The following is a 17,534-nucleotide window of genomic DNA, read 5'->3' on the forward strand; positions in this document are numbered from 1 at the left end:
TCTTCCTTACTTCGCAGCCGCGAGCTCGGCGGCCTTGTCGGCCGCGCCGTCCATGGTGTCCACGCGCTGCACCAGCGGGTGGTTGGCGTCGGAGAGGATCTTGCGACCCAGTTCGGCGTTGTTGCCGTCGAGACGGACGACGAGCGGCTTGGTGACTTCCTCGCCCTTGTCCTTGAGCAGCTGCAGCGCCTGCACGATGCCGTTGGCGACCTCGTCGCAGGCGGTGATGCCACCGAAGACGTTGACGAAGACGGACTTGACGTCCGGGTCGCCGAGGATGATCTCCAGGCCGTTCGCCATGACCGCGGCGGAGGCGCCGCCGCCGATGTCGAGGAAGTTGGCGGGCTTGACCCCGCCGTGCGCCTCACCGGCGTACGCGACGACGTCCAGGGTGCTCATGACGAGACCCGCGCCATTGCCGATGATGCCGACCTCACCGTCGAGCTTGACGTAGTTGAGGTTCTTCTCCTTGGCCGCGGCCTCGAGGGGGTTGGCCGCCGCGTGGTCGACGAGCGCCTCGTGGTCGGGGTGGCGGAAGTCCGCGTTCTCGTCCAGGGAGACCTTGCCGTCGAGGGCGATGACGTCGCCGGAGGCGACCTTCGCCAGCGGGTTGACCTCGACGAGGAGCGCGTCCTCCTCGATGAAGGTCTTCCACAGCGTGACAAGGACGTTGACGACCTTGTCGGCGACCTCGGCCGGGAACTTCGCGGCCTCGACGATCTCGCGGGCCTTCTCGGGGGTCACACCCTCGTTGGCGTCGATCGGCGTCTTCGCGACGGCCTCGGGGCGGGTGGCCGCCACCTCCTCGATCTCCATGCCGCCCTCGACGGACGCGATGGAGAGGAAGGTGCGGTTGGTGCGGTCCAGGAGGAAGGAGACGTAGTACTCCTCCAGGATCTCCGGGGCCGTCTCGGCGATCATCACCTTGTGGACCGTGTGGCCCTTGATGTCCATGCCGAGGATGTCCGTCGCGCGGGCGACGGCCTCGTCCGGGGTGGCCGCCAGCTTCACGCCACCGGCCTTGCCACGGCCGCCGACCTTCACCTGGGCCTTGACTACGGACTTGCCACCGAGACGCTCAGTGGCTGCGCGGGCCGCCTCAGGCGTGTCGATGACTTCACCGGCCAGCACCGGTACATCGTGCTTGGCGAAGAGGTCCCTCGCCTGGTACTCGAACAGGTCCACGCGCTTCCGTCCCTATCAGTGATCTCGCGGTTCGTTGTCTGCGTGGGCGTGCCGCGAGGGCAACGTGACGTCCGCCGTCTGTCAGTCACAAGGGAGGCGCACACGGTGTCCGAGCGCGCGGCATGTCCGTCTCGCAGGTTATCTCTGCTTGCCGGAGGCCTCTAAATCGCGGGTCACACCTGAGCGGTGATACCTGTCACATGATGCCGCGCTCACTGGCACGGCGTGCCGCATGTGAGGGCTCGGAGAGGCACTGGGCACCCGCTGGGCTCTTCACTGGGCACCCACTGGGGAAGGGCCTCACCGGGCTGGGGTTGACCCGGTGAGGCCCCTTGAACAGCCCCTGAGGGGCACGGGCCGGATGATCCCCACCCCAATGGGGACCACCCGGCCCCGTCCACGAGGTTCCGGCCGGACAAACCGATGGCTTTCGGCCGTCCGGGTCCTGCGGCCTCATGGAGTCGGGTGATCGGGCTGTCGGCCCGGCCGGTCCGTCAGTCGGTCAGTCCGTCAGTCCGTGAGTCCGTGAGTCCGTGAGTCCGTTGGACTCAGACGCCGTACGGGCTGCCGTGGTACAGGTTCTGCACGTATCCCGGGGTGATCGACTCGGCGACGCCCTCCACTCCGGTGACGGCGTGGTCGGCGAGCGGGCCCGCGGTGGCCCGGACGGTCCCGGTCAGGTCCTCCGCGAAGGGTGCGACCTGCCCGGAGACGCCGTACCCGAACGGGGCGACCTCGCCGGCGACGCCGTACGCGAACGGCTGAACCTCCTGGGTGACTCCGTACGCCAGCGTGGTCGCGCTGCCGCCGACGCCCTGCACGACGGGCCGGACGGTCTCGACGACGGTGTCGACGACCGGCTGGACGGCGCCGGTGACGCCCTGTGCGAACGGCGGTACCTGGCCGGCGACGCCGTACCCGAGGTCGCTCGCGTGCCCGGTCACACCGTGCGCGAGCGGCGGTACGGCACCGACGACGCCGGTCGCGAGGGGCTGGACCTCCTGGACCTCCTGGGCGACGCCGTACGCCACCTCGGTCGCGTCGACGACGGTCTGCCCGGCGACGGGCACCGCGCCGTGCACGGCGGTGTTCGCCACCGGGGGCAGGACGGCGTCCGTGGTGCCGTAGGCGGCCTGCCCGACGAGGCCGGTGGCGTAGGCCGGGACGCCCGTGGCGACGCCGTTCACGACCGACTGGACGTCCATGACCGTGGCCGCGGCGTACTGGGGTACGTCCGCGACGACCCCGCCGACGACCGGCCGTACGCCCGGGACCACACCCTCGGCGACCGGCTGCACGCCCCGCACGACGCCGCCCGCGACGGGCTGGACGTCGGCCACGGCCCCGTACGCCAGCGCGGTCGCGGCGTCGACGGTGTGACCGGCGGTCTGCTGGACCCCGGCCACGGCACCGCCCGCGACCGGCGTCACGCCGTGCACCGTCCCGGTGACGACCGGGTGCACCCCGTTCACGGCGTGCCCGGCGACGGGCACGACCCCGGCGAAGGCGTGCTCGGCAGTCGGTACCACACCCGCCACCGCCTGTCCGGCGACCGGCCGGACCCCGTCCACGGCGGCGGTCGCCACGGGCGGGAGGACCGCGGCCGCCGTCTGCGCGACGACCGGGGTGACCGTGCCCGGAACGCCGGCGGCCGTGCCGACGACCCGCTGCTCCACGCCGCCGACCGTCCCCGTGACGTGGCTCGGCACGGAGGAGACGGTGGCGTCGGCGGCGGTCGTGACGGTGCCGGCCATGCCGTGGGCGGTGGTGGCCACGCCGGCGGCCCGGCTCTCGGCACCCGTGACTGCGGTGTGCGCGGCGCCGGTCACGCCTGCCGCGGCGCGGCCCGCGCCGGCGACCGTGTGCTGCGCCTTCGTCCGTACGACGCCGTCGACGCCCTGCGCCTGGGAACGGGCCGCGGACTGCACGCCCTGCAGCCTCGTCTGGGCCGCGGCCAGGGCCTGCTCCAGCTCGGGTGCGAAGGCGGTGAGGGGGCCGAAGAGGTAGTCGATCCCGTCCTGGGGAGCGCTCGGGACACTCGGAGCGCCCGGTGCGCTCGCGTCCGAGACGGTGGCCCGGACGCCGGTGACGGTCTCGTCGGCGGTGGCCGTGGTGGAGGCGGCCTGGGCCGCGCGGGCGGCCTTCGCGCCCTGGATGGCCGCGGCGCCCTTGACCTTGGACGCCTTCGGGACGGTGACCTTCGCGTCGACGTACCGGCGGGCCTGGTCCGTGGCGCTGGTGGACGCCGTCTTCCTGGCGGTGTCGGCGGTGCCGGCTGCGGTGTCGGTGACCGCGGCACCGGTGATGGCGTCCTGCACGTCGGAGACGACCCCGTCGACCGTGCCGGTGACGGTGTCGGTGACCGTCCCGAGGGTGTCAGTGAGGCCAGTGGTCGTGTCGGTGGTGGCGTCGGTGGTGGCGTCCGGCGCGGAGAGGGAGGACGCGGGCAGTTCGTCCGCGCTGGCGACGGTGGAACCGAGCGCCCACGCGCCGGTGACGCCGGCGGCTATGACGATGGAACGGCGGATGTTCTTGTTCATGCGTACGTCAGATCCTTAGATCCTCGGGCGTTCCGAGGCAGGTGGGAGAGCGCTCATTCGAAGGGCTCTCGGGGCCTCGGGAACTTGGGACTTGGGCAGGCTTGGGGACATTCCGGCGCCGTTTCCGACCGCGGTCCGGGGACTTGGGAGGCCAGGGATCCAAGGAACCGAAGACGTCCAGGGATCCAGGTCGTCCAAGGGATCCTGGCGTCCAAGAGGTCCTGAGCGTCCGAGAGTTCCTGGGCGTCCAAGAGGTCCCTGCGGGCCGCGGAATCGGTGAGGCTCCGGGGGCTTCCGTCCGAAGATCGGAGGGGTGTCCGGACGGTCGGGCAGACCTGTTCCGCCCCCGCGCGGCAGGTCTACAGCGGGGGAAGCGCCTGCCCTAGCCGGGGAATACGGGGATGTCCCGGTGCCTGTCCCGGGTGCCGTCCGCCGCGGCGCGCGCTACGACGCCGGCCACGAGCCGCAACGGTGCCCGCTTGTCGTGGGTGACGGCATGCGCGTCGCCGTGCCGCGGCGTGCCGTTGTCGACCGCCGACTTGCCGACCAGCACGCCCCTCGGATCGCCGGGGGGCGCGTGACGTACGGGGGCCTGCTCGGCGGGCGCTGACCGATGCGCGGACGTGTGCGCCACATCGCCGCTCACGGCTGCGCCGACGACGAACCGCGGACCGTACATGAGGGGCATCGCCGCAGTGGAACGCCCCTGCGTGTCTTGCTCTTTCGTCACCGACGGCGTGGTGGGCGAGCTCGACTGCGGCGGCACGGACGCGACCGGCGCCGGCAACGTCTGTCCCGGAAGCGCGGGCAGGCCGGGCGTGTCCGGCAGGCCGGGCAGTCCCGGCTGATCGAGCACCTCGGAGAGACCAGGCAGGTCCGAAATTCCTGGCAGGCTCGGCACCTCGGAGGACTCGGGCAGCGACGGCAGCTTCGCCTCCGCCTCGGCCAGCCCCGTGGTCACGGTACCCACGAGCCGACCGACCGGCTGCGCGACGCGAGTGTCCACGCTCCGGACGACCTGTGCCGAATCCGACGACAGGACGTCGCCCGAAGCCGCGCGGGTCGCCGAAGCCGTCGAGGTCGCCGAAGCCGTAGTAGCCGTGGAGGTCGTCAATGTTGTCGCAGCCGTGGAGGTCGTCGCCGTAACGGAACTCGCCGACGTCACCGCCAGCACACCGTCCGCCGCCTGCGCCTGCCCCCCGCAAAGAAACCCGAGCGCGAACAACCCACCCACCAGTACGGCAAGTTGCAGCGCACGCCGTCCGGCCGCCGTACGCATCACGCGCAGAGCGGCACCGGAAAGAACGGCTTGCAAGGTCAAGAGGGGGAAGGTCCTCCCGTGCGGAACAAGCGGAGCGCGACGCACCGCCGACGGGCGCGTCGATACTCGCACGGAACTCCCGAGGTTGCGCAAGCCCCCCATTACCGATGCGTAGGCATGTCCGGTTTGCCTGCCCAACTCACCCGGCAATGCAGGTCAATGGGTCGACAAATCACCGGGGAACCACGACGCTCCCGGACCGCTCACGCACTCTCCGGTATCGGCAACGGCCGCTTCTCGATCGCCGCCGCCATCACCTCCGGAAACAGGTCGGGCGTGCAGGCGAAGGCCGGCGCCCCCAGCCCGGCGAGCGCCGCCGCGTGCTCCCGGTCGTACGCGGGTGCCCCCTCGTCCGACAGCGCCAGCAGCGTCACGAACTGCACCCCCGACGCCTTCATCGCCGCGACCCGCTTGAGCATCTCGTGCCGTATGCCCCCTTCGTAGAGGTCGCTGATCAGTACGACCACCGTGTCCGCGGGCCGGGTGATCTGCGACTGGCAGTACGCGAGCGCCCGGTTGATGTCGGTGCCGCCGCCGAGCTGCGTGCCGAACAGGACGTCGACCGGGTCGTCGAGCTGGTCGGTGAGGTCGACGACCGCCGTGTCGAAGACGACGAGCCGCGTGCTGATCGACCGCATGGACGCCAGCACCGCCCCGAACACGGACGCGTAGACGACGGACGCCGCCATCGACCCTGACTGGTCGATGCAGAGGATGACCTCCTTTTTCACGGACTGGGACGCCCGCCCGTACCCGATGAGCCGCTCCGGCACGATCGTCCGGTACTCCGGCAGGTAGTGCTTGAGGTTGGCCGCGATCGTGCGGTTCCAGTCGATGTCGTGGTGACGGGGCCGGTTGACCCGCGCGCTGCGGTCCAGGGCGCCGGTCAAGGTGGCCCGGGTGCGGCTGGCCAGCCGCTTCTCCAGGTCCTCGACGACCTTGCGCACAACCGCCCGTGCCGTCTCCTTAGTGGTCTCCGGCATCGCCTTGTTGAGGGAGAGCAGCGTGCCGACGAGGTGCACGTCGGCCTCCACCGCCTCCAGCATCTCCGGTTCCAGCAGCAGCGTGGACAGCCCGAGCCGGTCGATGGCATCGCGCTGCATGACCTGTACGACGGAGGAGGGGAAGTACGTCCGGATGTCCCCGAGCCAGCGCGCCACGGCCGGCGCCGACGCCCCGAGCCCCGCCGAACGGTCCCGTCCCGCCGGCCCCTTGTCCGCCTTGCCGTAGAGCGCGGTCAGCGCCCCGTCCATCGCGGCGTCCTGCCCGGACAGCGCGCATCCGGTGCCGTCGGCCGCGTCGCCCCCGAGGACGAGCCGCCAGCGCCGCAGCCTCTCCTGCCCCGGATCGACCAGCTCCGTCGTCATCCCGCCACTCCCCCACATTCGCAGGCCCGCTCCACCGACGCGTTCGTCATCCGCGCCCCCATACGCAGCCGTTCCCAGAGCGGCATCACCGGCACGGTCGTCGCCGGGCGGCCCTCTGCCCGGAACCCCCGCCCGGTCGTCCCCACGGCCTCGGCCGGCTCCCTCGGCTCGCTGGGCCGGTCTGTCGTCATGGCCGTCATCACGCAACCCCCACCAGGTCGTTGTCGTCGGCGCTCTCCGCGTCGCCGTCCAGCCCCAACAGCAGTCGCACCACCGGCAGCACCGCATCCGCACGCTCGCTGTCGAGGTCGGCCGCGAAGCCGGGTATGCCGGACCCGGCCGCCGCCCCGCTCCCCCGCTGCCCCGGCCCGCGCCGGACCAGCTCGCCCAGGGTCCGACGCACCCCCGGTTCGTACGCCGAGAAGGTCCGCCGCAACAGGGGCAGCACGTCCGTGAACGCCTCCGCCGGCACGCCCGTCAGCCACGCGTCGACCAGCCCGAGCAGCCGCTCGTCGTGCACGAGCAGCATCCCGCCACCGGAGCCCCCACCGACGAAGCCCTCGATCCACGCGGCCGCGTCCCCCGGCGGTGTCCCCGGCGACAGCACGAGCCCCATGAGCCGCGCCGCCTCGTCCTGCGCCAACTCCCCTTCATCCAGCAGCAGCCGCACGGCCCGCCCCCGGACGACGCCGGGCACGGTGTCCCGCCCGGACAACACCCGAAGCACACCGCACCAGCGTTCACGCAGATCGCCGTGGGCCGGGGCGGAGGCGGAGGCGGCTTCACCGTCACCCGTGGCGCCGTGCGCGGAGCCCACCGCATCGCCCAGCAGTCCCACCGCCCCGTGCACCGCGTCGACATGGCGTCGCATCTCCTCCGCCGCGTCGGCGTCGAGCGCGGCGCAGGCCGGGGGCAGGCCGACGAAGATCCGCTCGGCGAGGCCGGCGGCGACCTCGGTCAGCGCGCCGGTGTCCGTGCCGCGTACGTCGCCGTAGCGGAGGGTGCGGACCAGGGCCGGCAGGGCCTGGGCGAGGTGGCCGACGTCGGCGTCGAGCGCCGCTCGGTCGGCGAGGACGCGCATCACCACGGGCAGCGCGTCCGGCAGTTCGGCCAGCAGACAGCGTTCGGCGAGCGCGGTCACATCGGCGAGGCCCAGCGCGGAGACGGCGTCCGCCTCGGCCTTGGCGGTCGCGGCGCCGAGCACGGTCGTGCCCCACACTCCCGCCTCCGCGACCCGCACCGACAACTCCGGCTCCCACCGCAGCCGCCACGTCTCCCGGAACGTGCCCGTACTCCCGCGCGAGGCCACCGGCTCGCCCCACCCCACGCCCAGCAGCCTCAGCCGGTGCAGCAGCCTGCTGCGCTCCGCGTCCGTGTCCTTGCGCAGGTCGAGCTCCAACTCCCGCTCCAGCGCCTCCGGCTTGAGCCGCAGCCTGCGCCGGATCCGGTCGAGGTCTCGCTGCAACGGCACCGCGGGCGCGGCCTGCGGCACTTCCCCGAGCACGTCCCCCACGACCAGCCGGTCGTGCACCAACGCCAGCGGCACGTCCGAGCCCTCGCACATCACCGCCCGCACGGCGTCGGTCGTCTCGCTCAGCCCGGGCAGCGGACGCCCGCGCATCGCGGCGAGCGTCTCCGCCAGTCGCACCGCCTCGATGACGTGCGCCGAGGACACGAGCCGGTCCTCGTCCCGCAGCAGGCCCGCCACCTTGGTCAGCCACCGCTCGACCGGCCGGTCCGGCGCACCGAACAGATGCCCGTACCAGCCCGGCGAGTCGATGCCCGCTCCGTAACCGCTGCGGCGCGACAACCTGCCGTACGTCCACGGCACCCACGTCATGTCCGCCTTGACCTTGGGCAGCCCCTTCAGCAGCGCCCGATCGGCGGCGACGGCGCTCTTCTGCCGCAGCGCGGGCACATGCCAGGCTCCGCACACCACGGCCACGCCGTCGCCGAACTCCCGTTGCGCCGCCCGCACCTGGAGCCGCATGTACGCCTCGCGCACGAGATCCCGGTCGTGGCCCCCGCTGCCGTACGTCTCCCGCAGCGCCCCCATCGCCTCTTCGAGCCCGGCGAACGGTGCGATGGGATCCCCCTCGCCCACTCCCCGGTGCTCGACGACGTCCTCCCACCAGCGCTCCGGATCGTCATAACCGGCAGCCTCGGCAAGCACCCCGAGCGGATCGATCCGAGCGTCGACAGGGGCGACAGCCCGGTCGGCCGCGTCACTGTCGGACTCGCCGTCTCCCCCGGCCGGGGGCTCCCCGGGCTCGGCCCTCTCCCACGCCAGCGTGTGCGTGGCCGGCAGGTCGATGAAGCGGGCCGGGACATCGTGGTCCAGGGCCCAGCGGATCGCGACCCACTCCGGGGAGAACTCGGCCAGCGGCCAGAACGCCGAGCGGCCGGGCTCGTCCACGGCGTGGGCGAGGAGCGCGACCGGTGGCCGCATGTCCTCGTCCGCGGCCAGCGGGATCAGCGCGTCCGCCTCGGGCGGCCCCTCGATCAGCACGACCCGCGGCCGGGCCGTGGCCAGCGCCGCCCGCACGGCCCGCGCCGACCCGGGCCCGTGATGCCGCACCCCGAGCAGCAACGGGCCCGCCCCGGACGCCCTGTCCCCGGACTGCTCAGTGCCTGTCACACCGTCCCCCTCGCCTCCGCGTCCACCCCGAATCGCCGTCGAGCAGCCCCACGACCTCGCGACGCAGCACCGCCGACCCACCACCCCTGCTCCGGCTCCCGCCGAGTGCCCCCGCCGTACGACCGCCTCCGCTCCCGCCGAGCGCCCCCACCGGACGGCCACCCGCCATCCCGCCGTACGCCACCCCCGTCCGTACGTCCACCGTCGGGCTTCCGCCCCGGCACCCCCTCCCGACTCCGCTCACGCGCTCACCTCCCGGCAGGCCCGGTAGAAGTCCTTCCAGCCTTCGCGTTCTCGGACAACGGCCTCCAGGTACTCCCGCCAGACGACCCGGTCGGCCGCGGGATCGCGGACGACGGCGCCGAGGATGCCCGCGGCGACATCGCCGGCCCGCAGCACTCCGTCGCCGAAGTGGGCGGCCAGGGCCAGGCCGCCCGTGACGACGGAAATGGCCTCGGCGGTCGAGAGCGTGCCGCTGGGCGACTTCAGCCTCGTACGGCCGTCGGCCGTGACGCCGTCACGCAGTTCGCGGAAGACGGTCACGACGCGGCGGATCTCGTCGATGCCGTCGGGCGCGGCGGGCAGGTCGAGGGAGCGGCCGAGCTGGTCGACGCGGCGCGAGACGATGTCGACCTCGGCCTCGACGCTCTCCGGCAGCGGCAGCACGACCGTGTTGAAGCGGCGGCGCAGGGCGCTGGACAGGTCGTTGACCCCGCGGTCGCGGTCGTTGGCGGTCGCGATCAGGTTGAAGCCGCGGACCGCCTGCACCTCCTGCCCCAGTTCCGGTATCGGCAGCGTCTTCTCCGACAGGATCGTGATGAGCGTGTCCTGCACGTCGGCCGGGATCCGGGTCAGCTCCTCCACCCGGGCCGTCATCCCCTCGGCCATGGCCCGCATGACCGGGCTGGGCACGAGGGCGTCGCGGCTCGGGCCGTGCGCGAGCAACTGCGCGTAGTTCCAGCCGTATCGGATCGCCTCCTCCGGCGTGCCGGCCGTGCCCTGCACCAGCAGTGTCGAGTCCCCACTGACCGCCGCGGCCAGGTGCTCGGACACCCAGGTCTTGGCGGTGCCGGGCACGCCGAGCAGGAGCAGGGCGCGGTCGGTGGCGAGGGTGGTGACGGCGACCTCGACGAGCCGGCGCGGGCCGACGTACTTCGGCGTGATCACCGTGCCGTCGGGCAAGGTGCCGCCCAGCAGATACGTGGCGACGGCCCACGGCGACAGCTTCCAGCGGGCCGGGCGCGGCCGGTCGTCCTGCACGGCGAGCGCGTCGAGTTCATGGGCGAAGGCGTCCTCGGCGTGCGGCCGCAACGCGACGGCAGGCTCCCCGTCAGGTACTTCCACAGACATCGGTTCCACGGACACAGTCATGGCTGAGGCCCCCTCCAGCTCGGCCGGTTCGGATCTGGGACCAACCGTGCACCACGGCACTGACAACGCGATCCGACCTGCGGAAACGTGCTGGCGAAGGCGCTGGCCGGGCCGATTGTCAGTGGTGGGATCTACCTTCGATGTCATGACTCAGCAGGGGGTGCGCTGGAGTGCGGATCAGGTGCTGGCACTGGCGCCTGACGTCGCATCACGCAAAGCGGGAAGCAAACTCGGCGTGGCCGGGCCGTGGTCCGAGGCGGGGAGTTGTGACGAGGGGACGGTGTGGGGGCTGTGCAAGGGCAGTGGCAGCAAGCCGTATCAGACGGTCGTCGACATCGCGGACTCGTCCGGCCCGGCGTACAGGTGCAGTTGTCCGAGCCGCAAGTTCCCGTGCAAGCACGCACTCGGGCTGCTGCTGCTCTGGACGGGTGAGGACGGCGTGGTGCCGTCTGCGCAGCCGCCGGACTGGGCCGGGGAGTGGATAGAGGGGAGAAGGAAGCGCGCGACGGAGAAACGGGCGGCGGGTGCGGCCGGTTCCTCCTCGTCGGGCTCAGGTGACCCGGAGGCGGCGCGGCGCAGGGCGGAGCGCCGGGCCGAGCGGATCACCGCGGGCGCCACGGAACTGGAGCAGCGGCTGTCGGACCTGCTGCGCGGCGGGCTCGCGGGCGCGGAACAGGCGGGGTACGGGCTGTGGGAGGAGATGGCGGCCCGCATGGTGGACGCCCAGGCTTCCGGACTGGCCGCGCGGGTGCGGGACTTGGGGGCGATCCCGTCGTCCGGCCCCGGCTGGCCGGTGCGGCTGCTGGAGGAGTGCGCCCTCCTCCACCTCCTCGACCAGGGCTGGCTGCGCCGGGAGCGGCTGCCCGACGACCTGGCGGCGACGGTCCGTTCCCGAATCGGCCTGTCCAACTCGGCGGACGGCCCGCCGGTGCGGGACCGCTGGCTCGTTCTCGCCCAGTACGACACGGCGGACGCGCGTCTGACGACCCGCCGGATATGGCTGTACGGCGCCGAGTCGGCCCGTACTGCGCTGCTCCTCTCTTATGGCGCCGCCGGCCGCGCACCCGAACTCGCGCTGCCGGTGGGTCTGGCCCTGGATGCGGAGGTCTCCGCCCATCCGGGTGCCGGGCAGCCGCGGGCGGCCCTGGGCGAGCAGTTCGCCCCGCCCGCTCCCGCGGCGACCCGGCCTCCGGGAATGACACCGTCCCGGGCCGCCGACCGCTACGGCGAGGCCCTGCGGGACGATCCCTGGCTGGACTCCGTCCCGGTGACGCTGGACCGGGTCGTCCCGATCCCGGACGGCGACTCCTGGCAGCTGGCGGACGCCGACGGGGACGAGGCCCTGCCGCTCACCCCCACGGCCCGCTCCCGCCCGGGCCTGTGGCGCCTGGTCGCCCTCTCGGGCGGGGCGCCCGTCAAGGTCTTCGGCGAGTGCGGCCACCGCGGCTTCACCCCGCTGACGGCCTGGCCGGAGGGGCCGGGCGAGGCGGTGCCCCTGTGCTGAGCCGGCGGGACCACGACCACGGTGTGCCACCGGCCGTAACCGACGGCGCACCCCGCACGCCGGCCATCACACCACCGCTCCCGAGAGGCGCAGGCCACACAGGCTCCTCCGACAATCCCCCCTTTCTCATCCGATCCACGCATGTGACCGGCCCCATGGGACACCCGTACCGGGTGAGGTTTCAACCACTTCCAGGCAGCACCGCACGGAAAGGAACCGAATGAAGAGCACCTCCGCTCCTGCGGACTCGCCCGCGCCGGGCGCCTGGGAGGAACTCGTCACGGCGGCGCTGCTCGGCACGGAGCGGCGCACACCGCCGGGCACGGCGCCGGGCCGGGAGGCGCCGGTGGCGCTGCTGGACGCGGCGGCCGTGGCGACGGTACGACGGCGGGCCGGCCTGCGGCCCGGGCGGGCGGCCCGGCACCCGGAACCGGCGGCCCCGGATCTGCGTCCTCCCCTGCCCGCCGCCGCGGCCCGCAGGCTGGGGATGCTCCTGGCCGATCGTCCCGGCACCGGCGGCGGTGGCCGCAGAGGTACGGCGCCGGACCTGATGGAGCTGCTGCCGCAGTGGCTGGCGGCGGCGAACGCCCGCGGTTTCGCCGCACCTCCCGAGGTGCTGCCCGCCCTCCTGGACGCGGCCCGGGGGCGTACGGACCTGCGCCCCGCGGCACTGGCCTTCGCGGGACCGCGGGCCGTCTGGCTCGCCCGGCTGAACCCGGACTGGCGGTTCGCCCTGCGCGCGACACCGGGCGGGGGTGCGGCACTGCCGCCCTCCGGGGACATCGAGAAGGTCCGACAGCTGTGGCAGGAAGGGCTCTTCGCCGAGCGGGTCGCCCTGCTCTCCGCGATACGCGCCCGCGAGCCCGCCGCCGCGCGCGAGCTGCTCGCGACTACCTGGGCGACGGAACGGGCCGAGGACCGGCTGATGTTCCTCGACTCGCTGCGCACGGGGCTGGCCGCGGAGGACGAGCCGTTCCTGGAGCAGGCGCTGTCCGACCGGAGCCGCAACGTACGGGCAACGGCGGCGGAGCTGCTGTCGGCGCTGCCGGGTTCCGCCCTCGCGGCACGGATGGCGGATCGGGCCGGGGCCTGCGTGGCCGTCGACCACACGGGGGACGCACCGACTCTCGCGGTCGAGGCGCCGCACGAGTGCGACGCGAGCATGGAGCGCGACGGTGTCGTATCCAAGGCTCCGGCGGGACGGGGTGAACGGTCGTGGTGGTTCGGACAGTTGGTGGAGGCGGCACCGCTCCGTACCTGGTCGGCGCGTCTCGGCGGCCGTACGCCCCGGGAGATCGTGGCGCTGCCGGTCGCGGACGACTGGCAGAGCGAGCTGCACGCGGCGTGGTGCCGGGCGGCGGTGCGGCAGCGGGACGCCGAATGGGCGCGGGCCCTGCTCGGGGCGCCCGCGGCACCCGAGGCCGGCGGCCCCGGCGCGGTGTCCCTGGCCGAACGCGCCAAGCTGCTCGGCACGCTGGGCTGCGCCGAACGGGCCGAGTGGGTCGCCGGATTCATCTCGGCCCACGGCCTGTCCGAGGCGTTCCAGCTGCTCGGGGTGTGTGCGGTGCCGTGGGCCGAACCGCTCGGGCGGGCCGTGGTGGACGCACTCAACATCGCACGGGATGCGGGGAGTTACCCATGGAGTTTCAGTGGAGTGATGGGGCTGGCGGAACGCTGCCTCGACCCCTCCGAGGCGAGCCGTCTCGACGGGCTGCTGGCAGTGCCGGACGAGCCGGAGGACGCGTCACCGGGAGCCGGGGGCTACTGGGCGGAAGCCTTCCAGCGCCTGATGACCACATTGCGGCTGCGGGCGGCGATGACCGAGGAACTGGGCGCGGCGTAGGGGGCGGGCGACCTGAAAGCGCAGGTGGGCCGGAGTCAGCCCGTCTGGGGGTCACCCGTCTGGGGGTCACCCCTCTGGGGGCGCTTGAGGACGAGGCCGTCCAGGCCGACGGGAGTCTGGGGGCGAAGCCCTCAGGGACGGTCGCCCCAGACCACCCGCGGCGGAAAAACAGCTCGGCCGCCGGAGGCCTACGCCCCCGCCGGCTGCCGCACCTTCGCCCGCACCCAGTCCACGATCGACTGCGTCGTCGCCCCCGGGGTGAAGATCTCCGCGACGCCCTTCTCCTTCAGCGGAGCGATGTCCGCCTCGGGGATGATCCCGCCGCCGAAGACGAGGATGTCCTCCGCTTCCCGCTCCTTGAGCAGCGCGATCACCGCCGCGAAGAGCGTGTTGTGCGCCCCGGAGAGGATCGAGAGGCCGATCGCGTCGGCGTCCTCCTGGATCGCGGTGTCGACGATCTGCTCCGGGGTCTGGTGGAGCCCGGTGTAGATCACCTCCATACCGGCGTCGCGCAACGCCCGCGCGATCACCTTGGCCCCGCGATCGTGGCCGTCGAGCCCCGGCTTGGCCACCACCACGCGGATCGGACCGGCTGCCACACCCATCACTGCCTCCATGAAGCGACTACATCCATCCGTACCGACAAGTACCGCACCGGCCGGGAAAGTGAACGAACGTTATCGCCAGGATCCCGCAACCGGCAGTTTCGCGGTGGATACCGAGGGGGAAATCACATGGTGGGACACGTTCGGGAGCCGCGACGAGGTCGTCGCACCGCCGCGCCGCAAGCCGCGCGCCGCGGCGGTACGGCGTTTCGGCGAGGGCACGAAGGGCACGCAGGGCAGGTAAGGCACGACAGCGGGGAGCCTCGTCGCCACACCGACAGGGAATCTCGTCACGTCATCGGCGCAACACCAGTACCACCATCAGCATCGATCGCCTCATCGGCAACTCCGGAAACAAGCGCCGCGCACCATCCTCACCCCACGTGCCCCACTCATGCTCCGTCGAAGACCCCCACCGCGCCTCCCCACGAGGGCACCCTGGGGACAGAGCCGTCCCCCTGCGTGCCGACAGGAGGTCGGCCATGAAGGTCACCAGGGCAGTGCTGCCCTTTCTTCCGCTCTGCCAGCGACTTCTCCCGGACAAGCTCCCGGGCAAACTGGCGGGGCTCTCCTTGGCACTCCTGAAGGCGACCGCCCTGGAGATCGCGATCCTCGCGGGCCACCTGCTCCTCTACCCGTCCGGCATCGTCCAGGAGCGCCGGTCCCCGCTGTCCTCGCTCCCCTCACCGGACGACGCCGGCACGCCGCAGCTGCCCACGGAGGCCAAGCCCCCGGTCGTCCTGCTGCACGGCTTCATAGACAACCGCTCGGTCTTCGTCCTCCTGCGCCGCAGCCTCGCGCAGCACGGCAGGCAGCAGATCGAGTCGCTCAACTACTCGCCGCTGACCTGCGACATCCGCACCGCGGCGGAGCTGCTCGGTCGGCACATAGAGGAGATCTGCGAGCGCACGGGCAGCCGGCAGGTGGACATCGTCGGACACAGTCTCGGCGGACTGATCGGGCGGTACTACGTCCAGCGGCTCGGCGGCGACTTCCGCGTCCGGACGCTGGTGACACTGGGCACCCCGCACTCCGGCACCCGCGTGGCGCCGCTGGCGAACGCGCACCCGATCGTGCGCCAGATGCGCCCCGGCTCGGGCCTGATCGAGGAGCTGACCCGGCCCGCACCCGGCTGCCGCACGCACTTCGTCAGCTTCTGGAGCGACCTCGACCACCTGATGGACCCGATGGAGAGCGCCTGCATCGACCACCCCGACCTGACCGTGCAGAACGTCCGTGTGAGCGGCGTCGGGCATCTCGCCCTGCCCGTGCACCCCGCCGTCGCGACGGGAATACGGCAGGTGCTCGATACAGCACGCACAGCAGCCGAAGCAGACCCGCACGTCGGCGGCCTGACCGTGGCGTGACGGCAGCCGGACCGCAGGGCGCGAACAGCCCTCCGACAAGCCGCGGACAGCCCGACCGAAGCCGACTGATATCGAACACTCTTCGAACGCAGGGCCAAACCCGCGCCCGCCGTCCCCCGAAACACGGCCGAATGCCCGTTTCCTTCGGGCGGGAAACCTGACGAAGATTGTCGTGCCCGCGTACCGCCGGGTACAGTCACCGCACTGCTCTGGCAGCCCCTGTCGTCGAGGCGAAAGAGAAGTTGGTGAACGACCGTCACCCGTCGGGGACCATGACCACCCCGGCCCCGGCTTCCGAAGCCGTCTCGGCGCCCTACGCGTCGTACGGCACCCAGGAAGCCCAGTACGGGGACTTCACCACGCACGCCACGTACGACGCCACCGGTTTTGACACCGCTTCGGGCACGACTTCGGGCACCGGTTTCGACGCCTCCGGCCAGGCCACCACGTCCTTCGAGACCGATCCCCTCTTCGGCTGCCTTCCTGGCGACTCCACGGGTTCGTACGACACCTCGACGTGGTCGACAGACAGTCACCAGACCCTGAACTACGACGCGTACGCGGCCCAGCACCACGCCGCCTACGACACCGGCGCGTACGACACCACCGCCTGGAACGCCGGCCACCAGCAGCTCTCCTCGATCCCGCCGCAGGCCACCGGCCCCGAGGTGAGCGGCCAGTGGGACGCGAGTGCCTGGCTCCAGCCCGACCCGTCCTGCGTCCCGGCCGACCAGACCCAGCACTGGGAATGGGGCACACAGGCCTTCGACACGGGTGCCTACGACGCCACGCAGTGGAACTCCGACGGCGGCGCCTCCGGCCACGAAGAGTACGAGCAGCACGCGACGGCCACCTTCGAGCAGGTCGCGTACGACAGGCCGTACGGCGAGGCCACCTCGCACGACGGCGAGTCGACCGCCACCGACGCCATGCCCGCCGCAGCCGACGCGCTACTCCTCGACGACCAGGAAGAAGTCGTCCCGGAGGCCGCAGCCGCAGCCACACCGGCCCTCGCCCCGTCCTCGCGCGCCGCGGCCCGCGGCGCCTCCCGCTCCCGCCGGCGTCCGCCCCCCAAGCGCTCCGCGCTGCTGACGGTGGCCGTTCCCTCGGCCTGCGTCATGGGCGTCGCGGGGATCGCGGCCGCGTCCGTCAGTGCACTGGCCGACGACAGCAGCGACACGTCGACGACCGCGGCGGACGCCACCGCCGTCAAGCCGTCCGCCGCGAACAACAAGCTGGACACCCAGCTGAAGAGCCTTTCCGCGGGCGCCGACGACTTCGCCGACCGGGCCAGCCGTACGCAGGAACGTATCGACCTCAAGGCCCAGCAGATCGCGGAGAAGAAGAAGGCGGCCGCGGAGGCCGCGCGCAAGGAGCGGCTGCGCCCCAAGTACGCCCTGCCGGTCGCGCAGCACGGGCTCAGCGCCTACTTCGGCCAGTCCGGCATCAACTGGATGTCCGTGCACACCGGCATCGACTTCCCGGTGTCCTACGGCACGACCGTGATGGCCGCGACCGACGGCACCGTGCGGACGCAGTGGAACAGCGCGTACGGCAACATGATGATCGTGACCGCGAAGGACGGCACGGAGACGTGGTACTGCCACCTCTCCAGCTACCGCGTCGCCTCCGGTACTACCGTCAAAGCCGGTGACCCGATCGCGTACTCCGGCAACTCCGGCAACTCGACCGGCCCGCACCTGCACTTCGAGGTGCGACCCGCAGGTGGCTCGGCCATCGATCCGCTGCCGTGGCTGCGCAGCCACGGGATCGACCCGACGTAAGGCTCGGAG

The 17,534-nt window shown here is 72.5% G+C and carries 11 protein-coding genes; 4 read left to right on the top strand and 7 right to left on the bottom strand.

Going from position 1 to position 17,534, the window contains the following annotated elements; genetic code table 11:
* Positions 1 to 6 precede the first annotated feature (6 nt).
* From sucC to ACFYO2_RS11920, 6 genes are all read right to left on the bottom strand, one after another.
* Positions 7 to 1,185, bottom strand: coding sequence for an ADP-forming succinate--CoA ligase subunit beta (gene sucC, locus ACFYO2_RS11895; protein WP_388347382.1), 1,179 nt, complete (start codon positions 1,183 to 1,185; stop codon positions 7 to 9).
* Between the two features lie 548 nt (positions 1,186 to 1,733).
* The gene (locus ACFYO2_RS11900) at positions 1,734 to 3,725 is read right to left on the bottom strand and encodes a hypothetical protein (protein WP_388347384.1); all 1,992 of its coding nucleotides are present in this window, start codon (positions 3,723 to 3,725) and stop codon (positions 1,734 to 1,736) included.
* 382 nt (positions 3,726 to 4,107) lie between these two features.
* Entirely contained in the window at positions 4,108 to 5,046 is a 939-nt protein-coding gene (locus ACFYO2_RS11905) for a hypothetical protein (RefSeq protein WP_388347386.1), read from the bottom strand.
* Positions 5,047 to 5,249: 203 nt separating this feature from the next.
* The gene (locus ACFYO2_RS11910; protein WP_388347388.1) at positions 5,250 to 6,413 is read right to left on the bottom strand and encodes a VWA domain-containing protein; all 1,164 of its coding nucleotides are present in this window, start codon (positions 6,411 to 6,413) and stop codon (positions 5,250 to 5,252) included.
* Between the two features lie 199 nt (positions 6,414 to 6,612).
* Positions 6,613 to 9,051: a DUF5682 family protein gene (locus ACFYO2_RS11915; RefSeq protein ID WP_388347390.1), complete on the bottom strand. Its 2,439-nt coding sequence runs from the start codon at positions 9,049 to 9,051 to the stop codon at positions 6,613 to 6,615.
* A 240-nt stretch (positions 9,052 to 9,291) separates the two neighbouring features.
* Positions 9,292 to 10,422, bottom strand: coding sequence for an AAA family ATPase (locus ACFYO2_RS11920; protein ID WP_388347392.1), 1,131 nt, complete (start codon positions 10,420 to 10,422; stop codon positions 9,292 to 9,294).
* Between the two features lie 145 nt (positions 10,423 to 10,567).
* Between ACFYO2_RS11920 and ACFYO2_RS11925 the strand changes: the two genes are divergently transcribed.
* Together ACFYO2_RS11925 and ACFYO2_RS11930 are read left to right on the top strand one after the other, a co-directional pair.
* Positions 10,568 to 11,926, top strand: coding sequence for an SWIM zinc finger family protein (locus ACFYO2_RS11925; RefSeq protein WP_388347394.1), 1,359 nt, complete (start codon positions 10,568 to 10,570; stop codon positions 11,924 to 11,926).
* A 220-nt stretch (positions 11,927 to 12,146) separates the two neighbouring features.
* Positions 12,147 to 13,769: a DUF5691 domain-containing protein gene (locus ACFYO2_RS11930; RefSeq protein ID WP_388347396.1), complete on the top strand. Its 1,623-nt coding sequence runs from the start codon at positions 12,147 to 12,149 to the stop codon at positions 13,767 to 13,769.
* 188 nt (positions 13,770 to 13,957) lie between these two features.
* Here ACFYO2_RS11930 and ACFYO2_RS11935 read toward each other — a convergent pair whose 3' ends face one another.
* The gene (locus tag ACFYO2_RS11935; RefSeq protein WP_388347398.1) at positions 13,958 to 14,374 is read right to left on the bottom strand and encodes a cobalamin B12-binding domain-containing protein; all 417 of its coding nucleotides are present in this window, start codon (positions 14,372 to 14,374) and stop codon (positions 13,958 to 13,960) included.
* A gap of 482 nt (positions 14,375 to 14,856) precedes the next feature.
* Here ACFYO2_RS11935 and ACFYO2_RS11940 point away from each other — a divergent pair, with 482 nt between their 5' ends.
* Positions 14,857 to 15,741: an esterase/lipase family protein gene (locus ACFYO2_RS11940; RefSeq protein WP_388347400.1), complete on the top strand. Its 885-nt coding sequence runs from the start codon at positions 14,857 to 14,859 to the stop codon at positions 15,739 to 15,741.
* Positions 15,742 to 16,013: 272 nt separating this feature from the next.
* The gene (locus tag ACFYO2_RS11945) at positions 16,014 to 17,525 is read left to right on the top strand and encodes a M23 family metallopeptidase (RefSeq protein WP_388347606.1); all 1,512 of its coding nucleotides are present in this window, start codon (positions 16,014 to 16,016) and stop codon (positions 17,523 to 17,525) included.
* Positions 17,526 to 17,534 lie beyond the last annotated feature (9 nt).

Origin of the sequence: Streptomyces sp. NPDC006602 (assembly GCF_042870385.1) — a bacterium.
GTDB lineage: Bacteria > Actinomycetota > Actinomycetes > Streptomycetales > Streptomycetaceae > Streptomyces.

Excerpts from the sequence above, each read along its gene's own strand:
- ACFYO2_RS11925 (WP_388347394.1), top strand. The coding sequence starts at position 10,568 with ATGACTCAGCAGGGGGTGCGCTGGAGTGCGGATCAGGTGCTGGCACTG.
- ACFYO2_RS11940 (WP_388347400.1), top strand. The coding sequence starts at position 14,857 with ATGAAGGTCACCAGGGCAGTGCTGCCCTTTCTTCCGCTCTGCCAGCGA.
- ACFYO2_RS11910 (WP_388347388.1), bottom strand. The coding sequence starts at position 6,413 with ATGACGACGGAGCTGGTCGATCCGGGGCAGGAGAGGCTGCGGCGCTGG.
- ACFYO2_RS11900 (WP_388347384.1), bottom strand. The coding sequence starts at position 3,725 with ATGAACAAGAACATCCGCCGTTCCATCGTCATAGCCGCCGGCGTCACC.
- ACFYO2_RS11920 (WP_388347392.1), bottom strand. The coding sequence starts at position 10,422 with ATGACTGTGTCCGTGGAACCGATGTCTGTGGAAGTACCTGACGGGGAG.
- ACFYO2_RS11935 (WP_388347398.1), bottom strand. The coding sequence starts at position 14,374 with ATGGGTGTGGCAGCCGGTCCGATCCGCGTGGTGGTGGCCAAGCCGGGG.
- ACFYO2_RS11930 (WP_388347396.1), top strand. The coding sequence starts at position 12,147 with ATGAAGAGCACCTCCGCTCCTGCGGACTCGCCCGCGCCGGGCGCCTGG.
- ACFYO2_RS11945 (WP_388347606.1), top strand. The coding sequence starts at position 16,014 with ATGACCACCCCGGCCCCGGCTTCCGAAGCCGTCTCGGCGCCCTACGCG.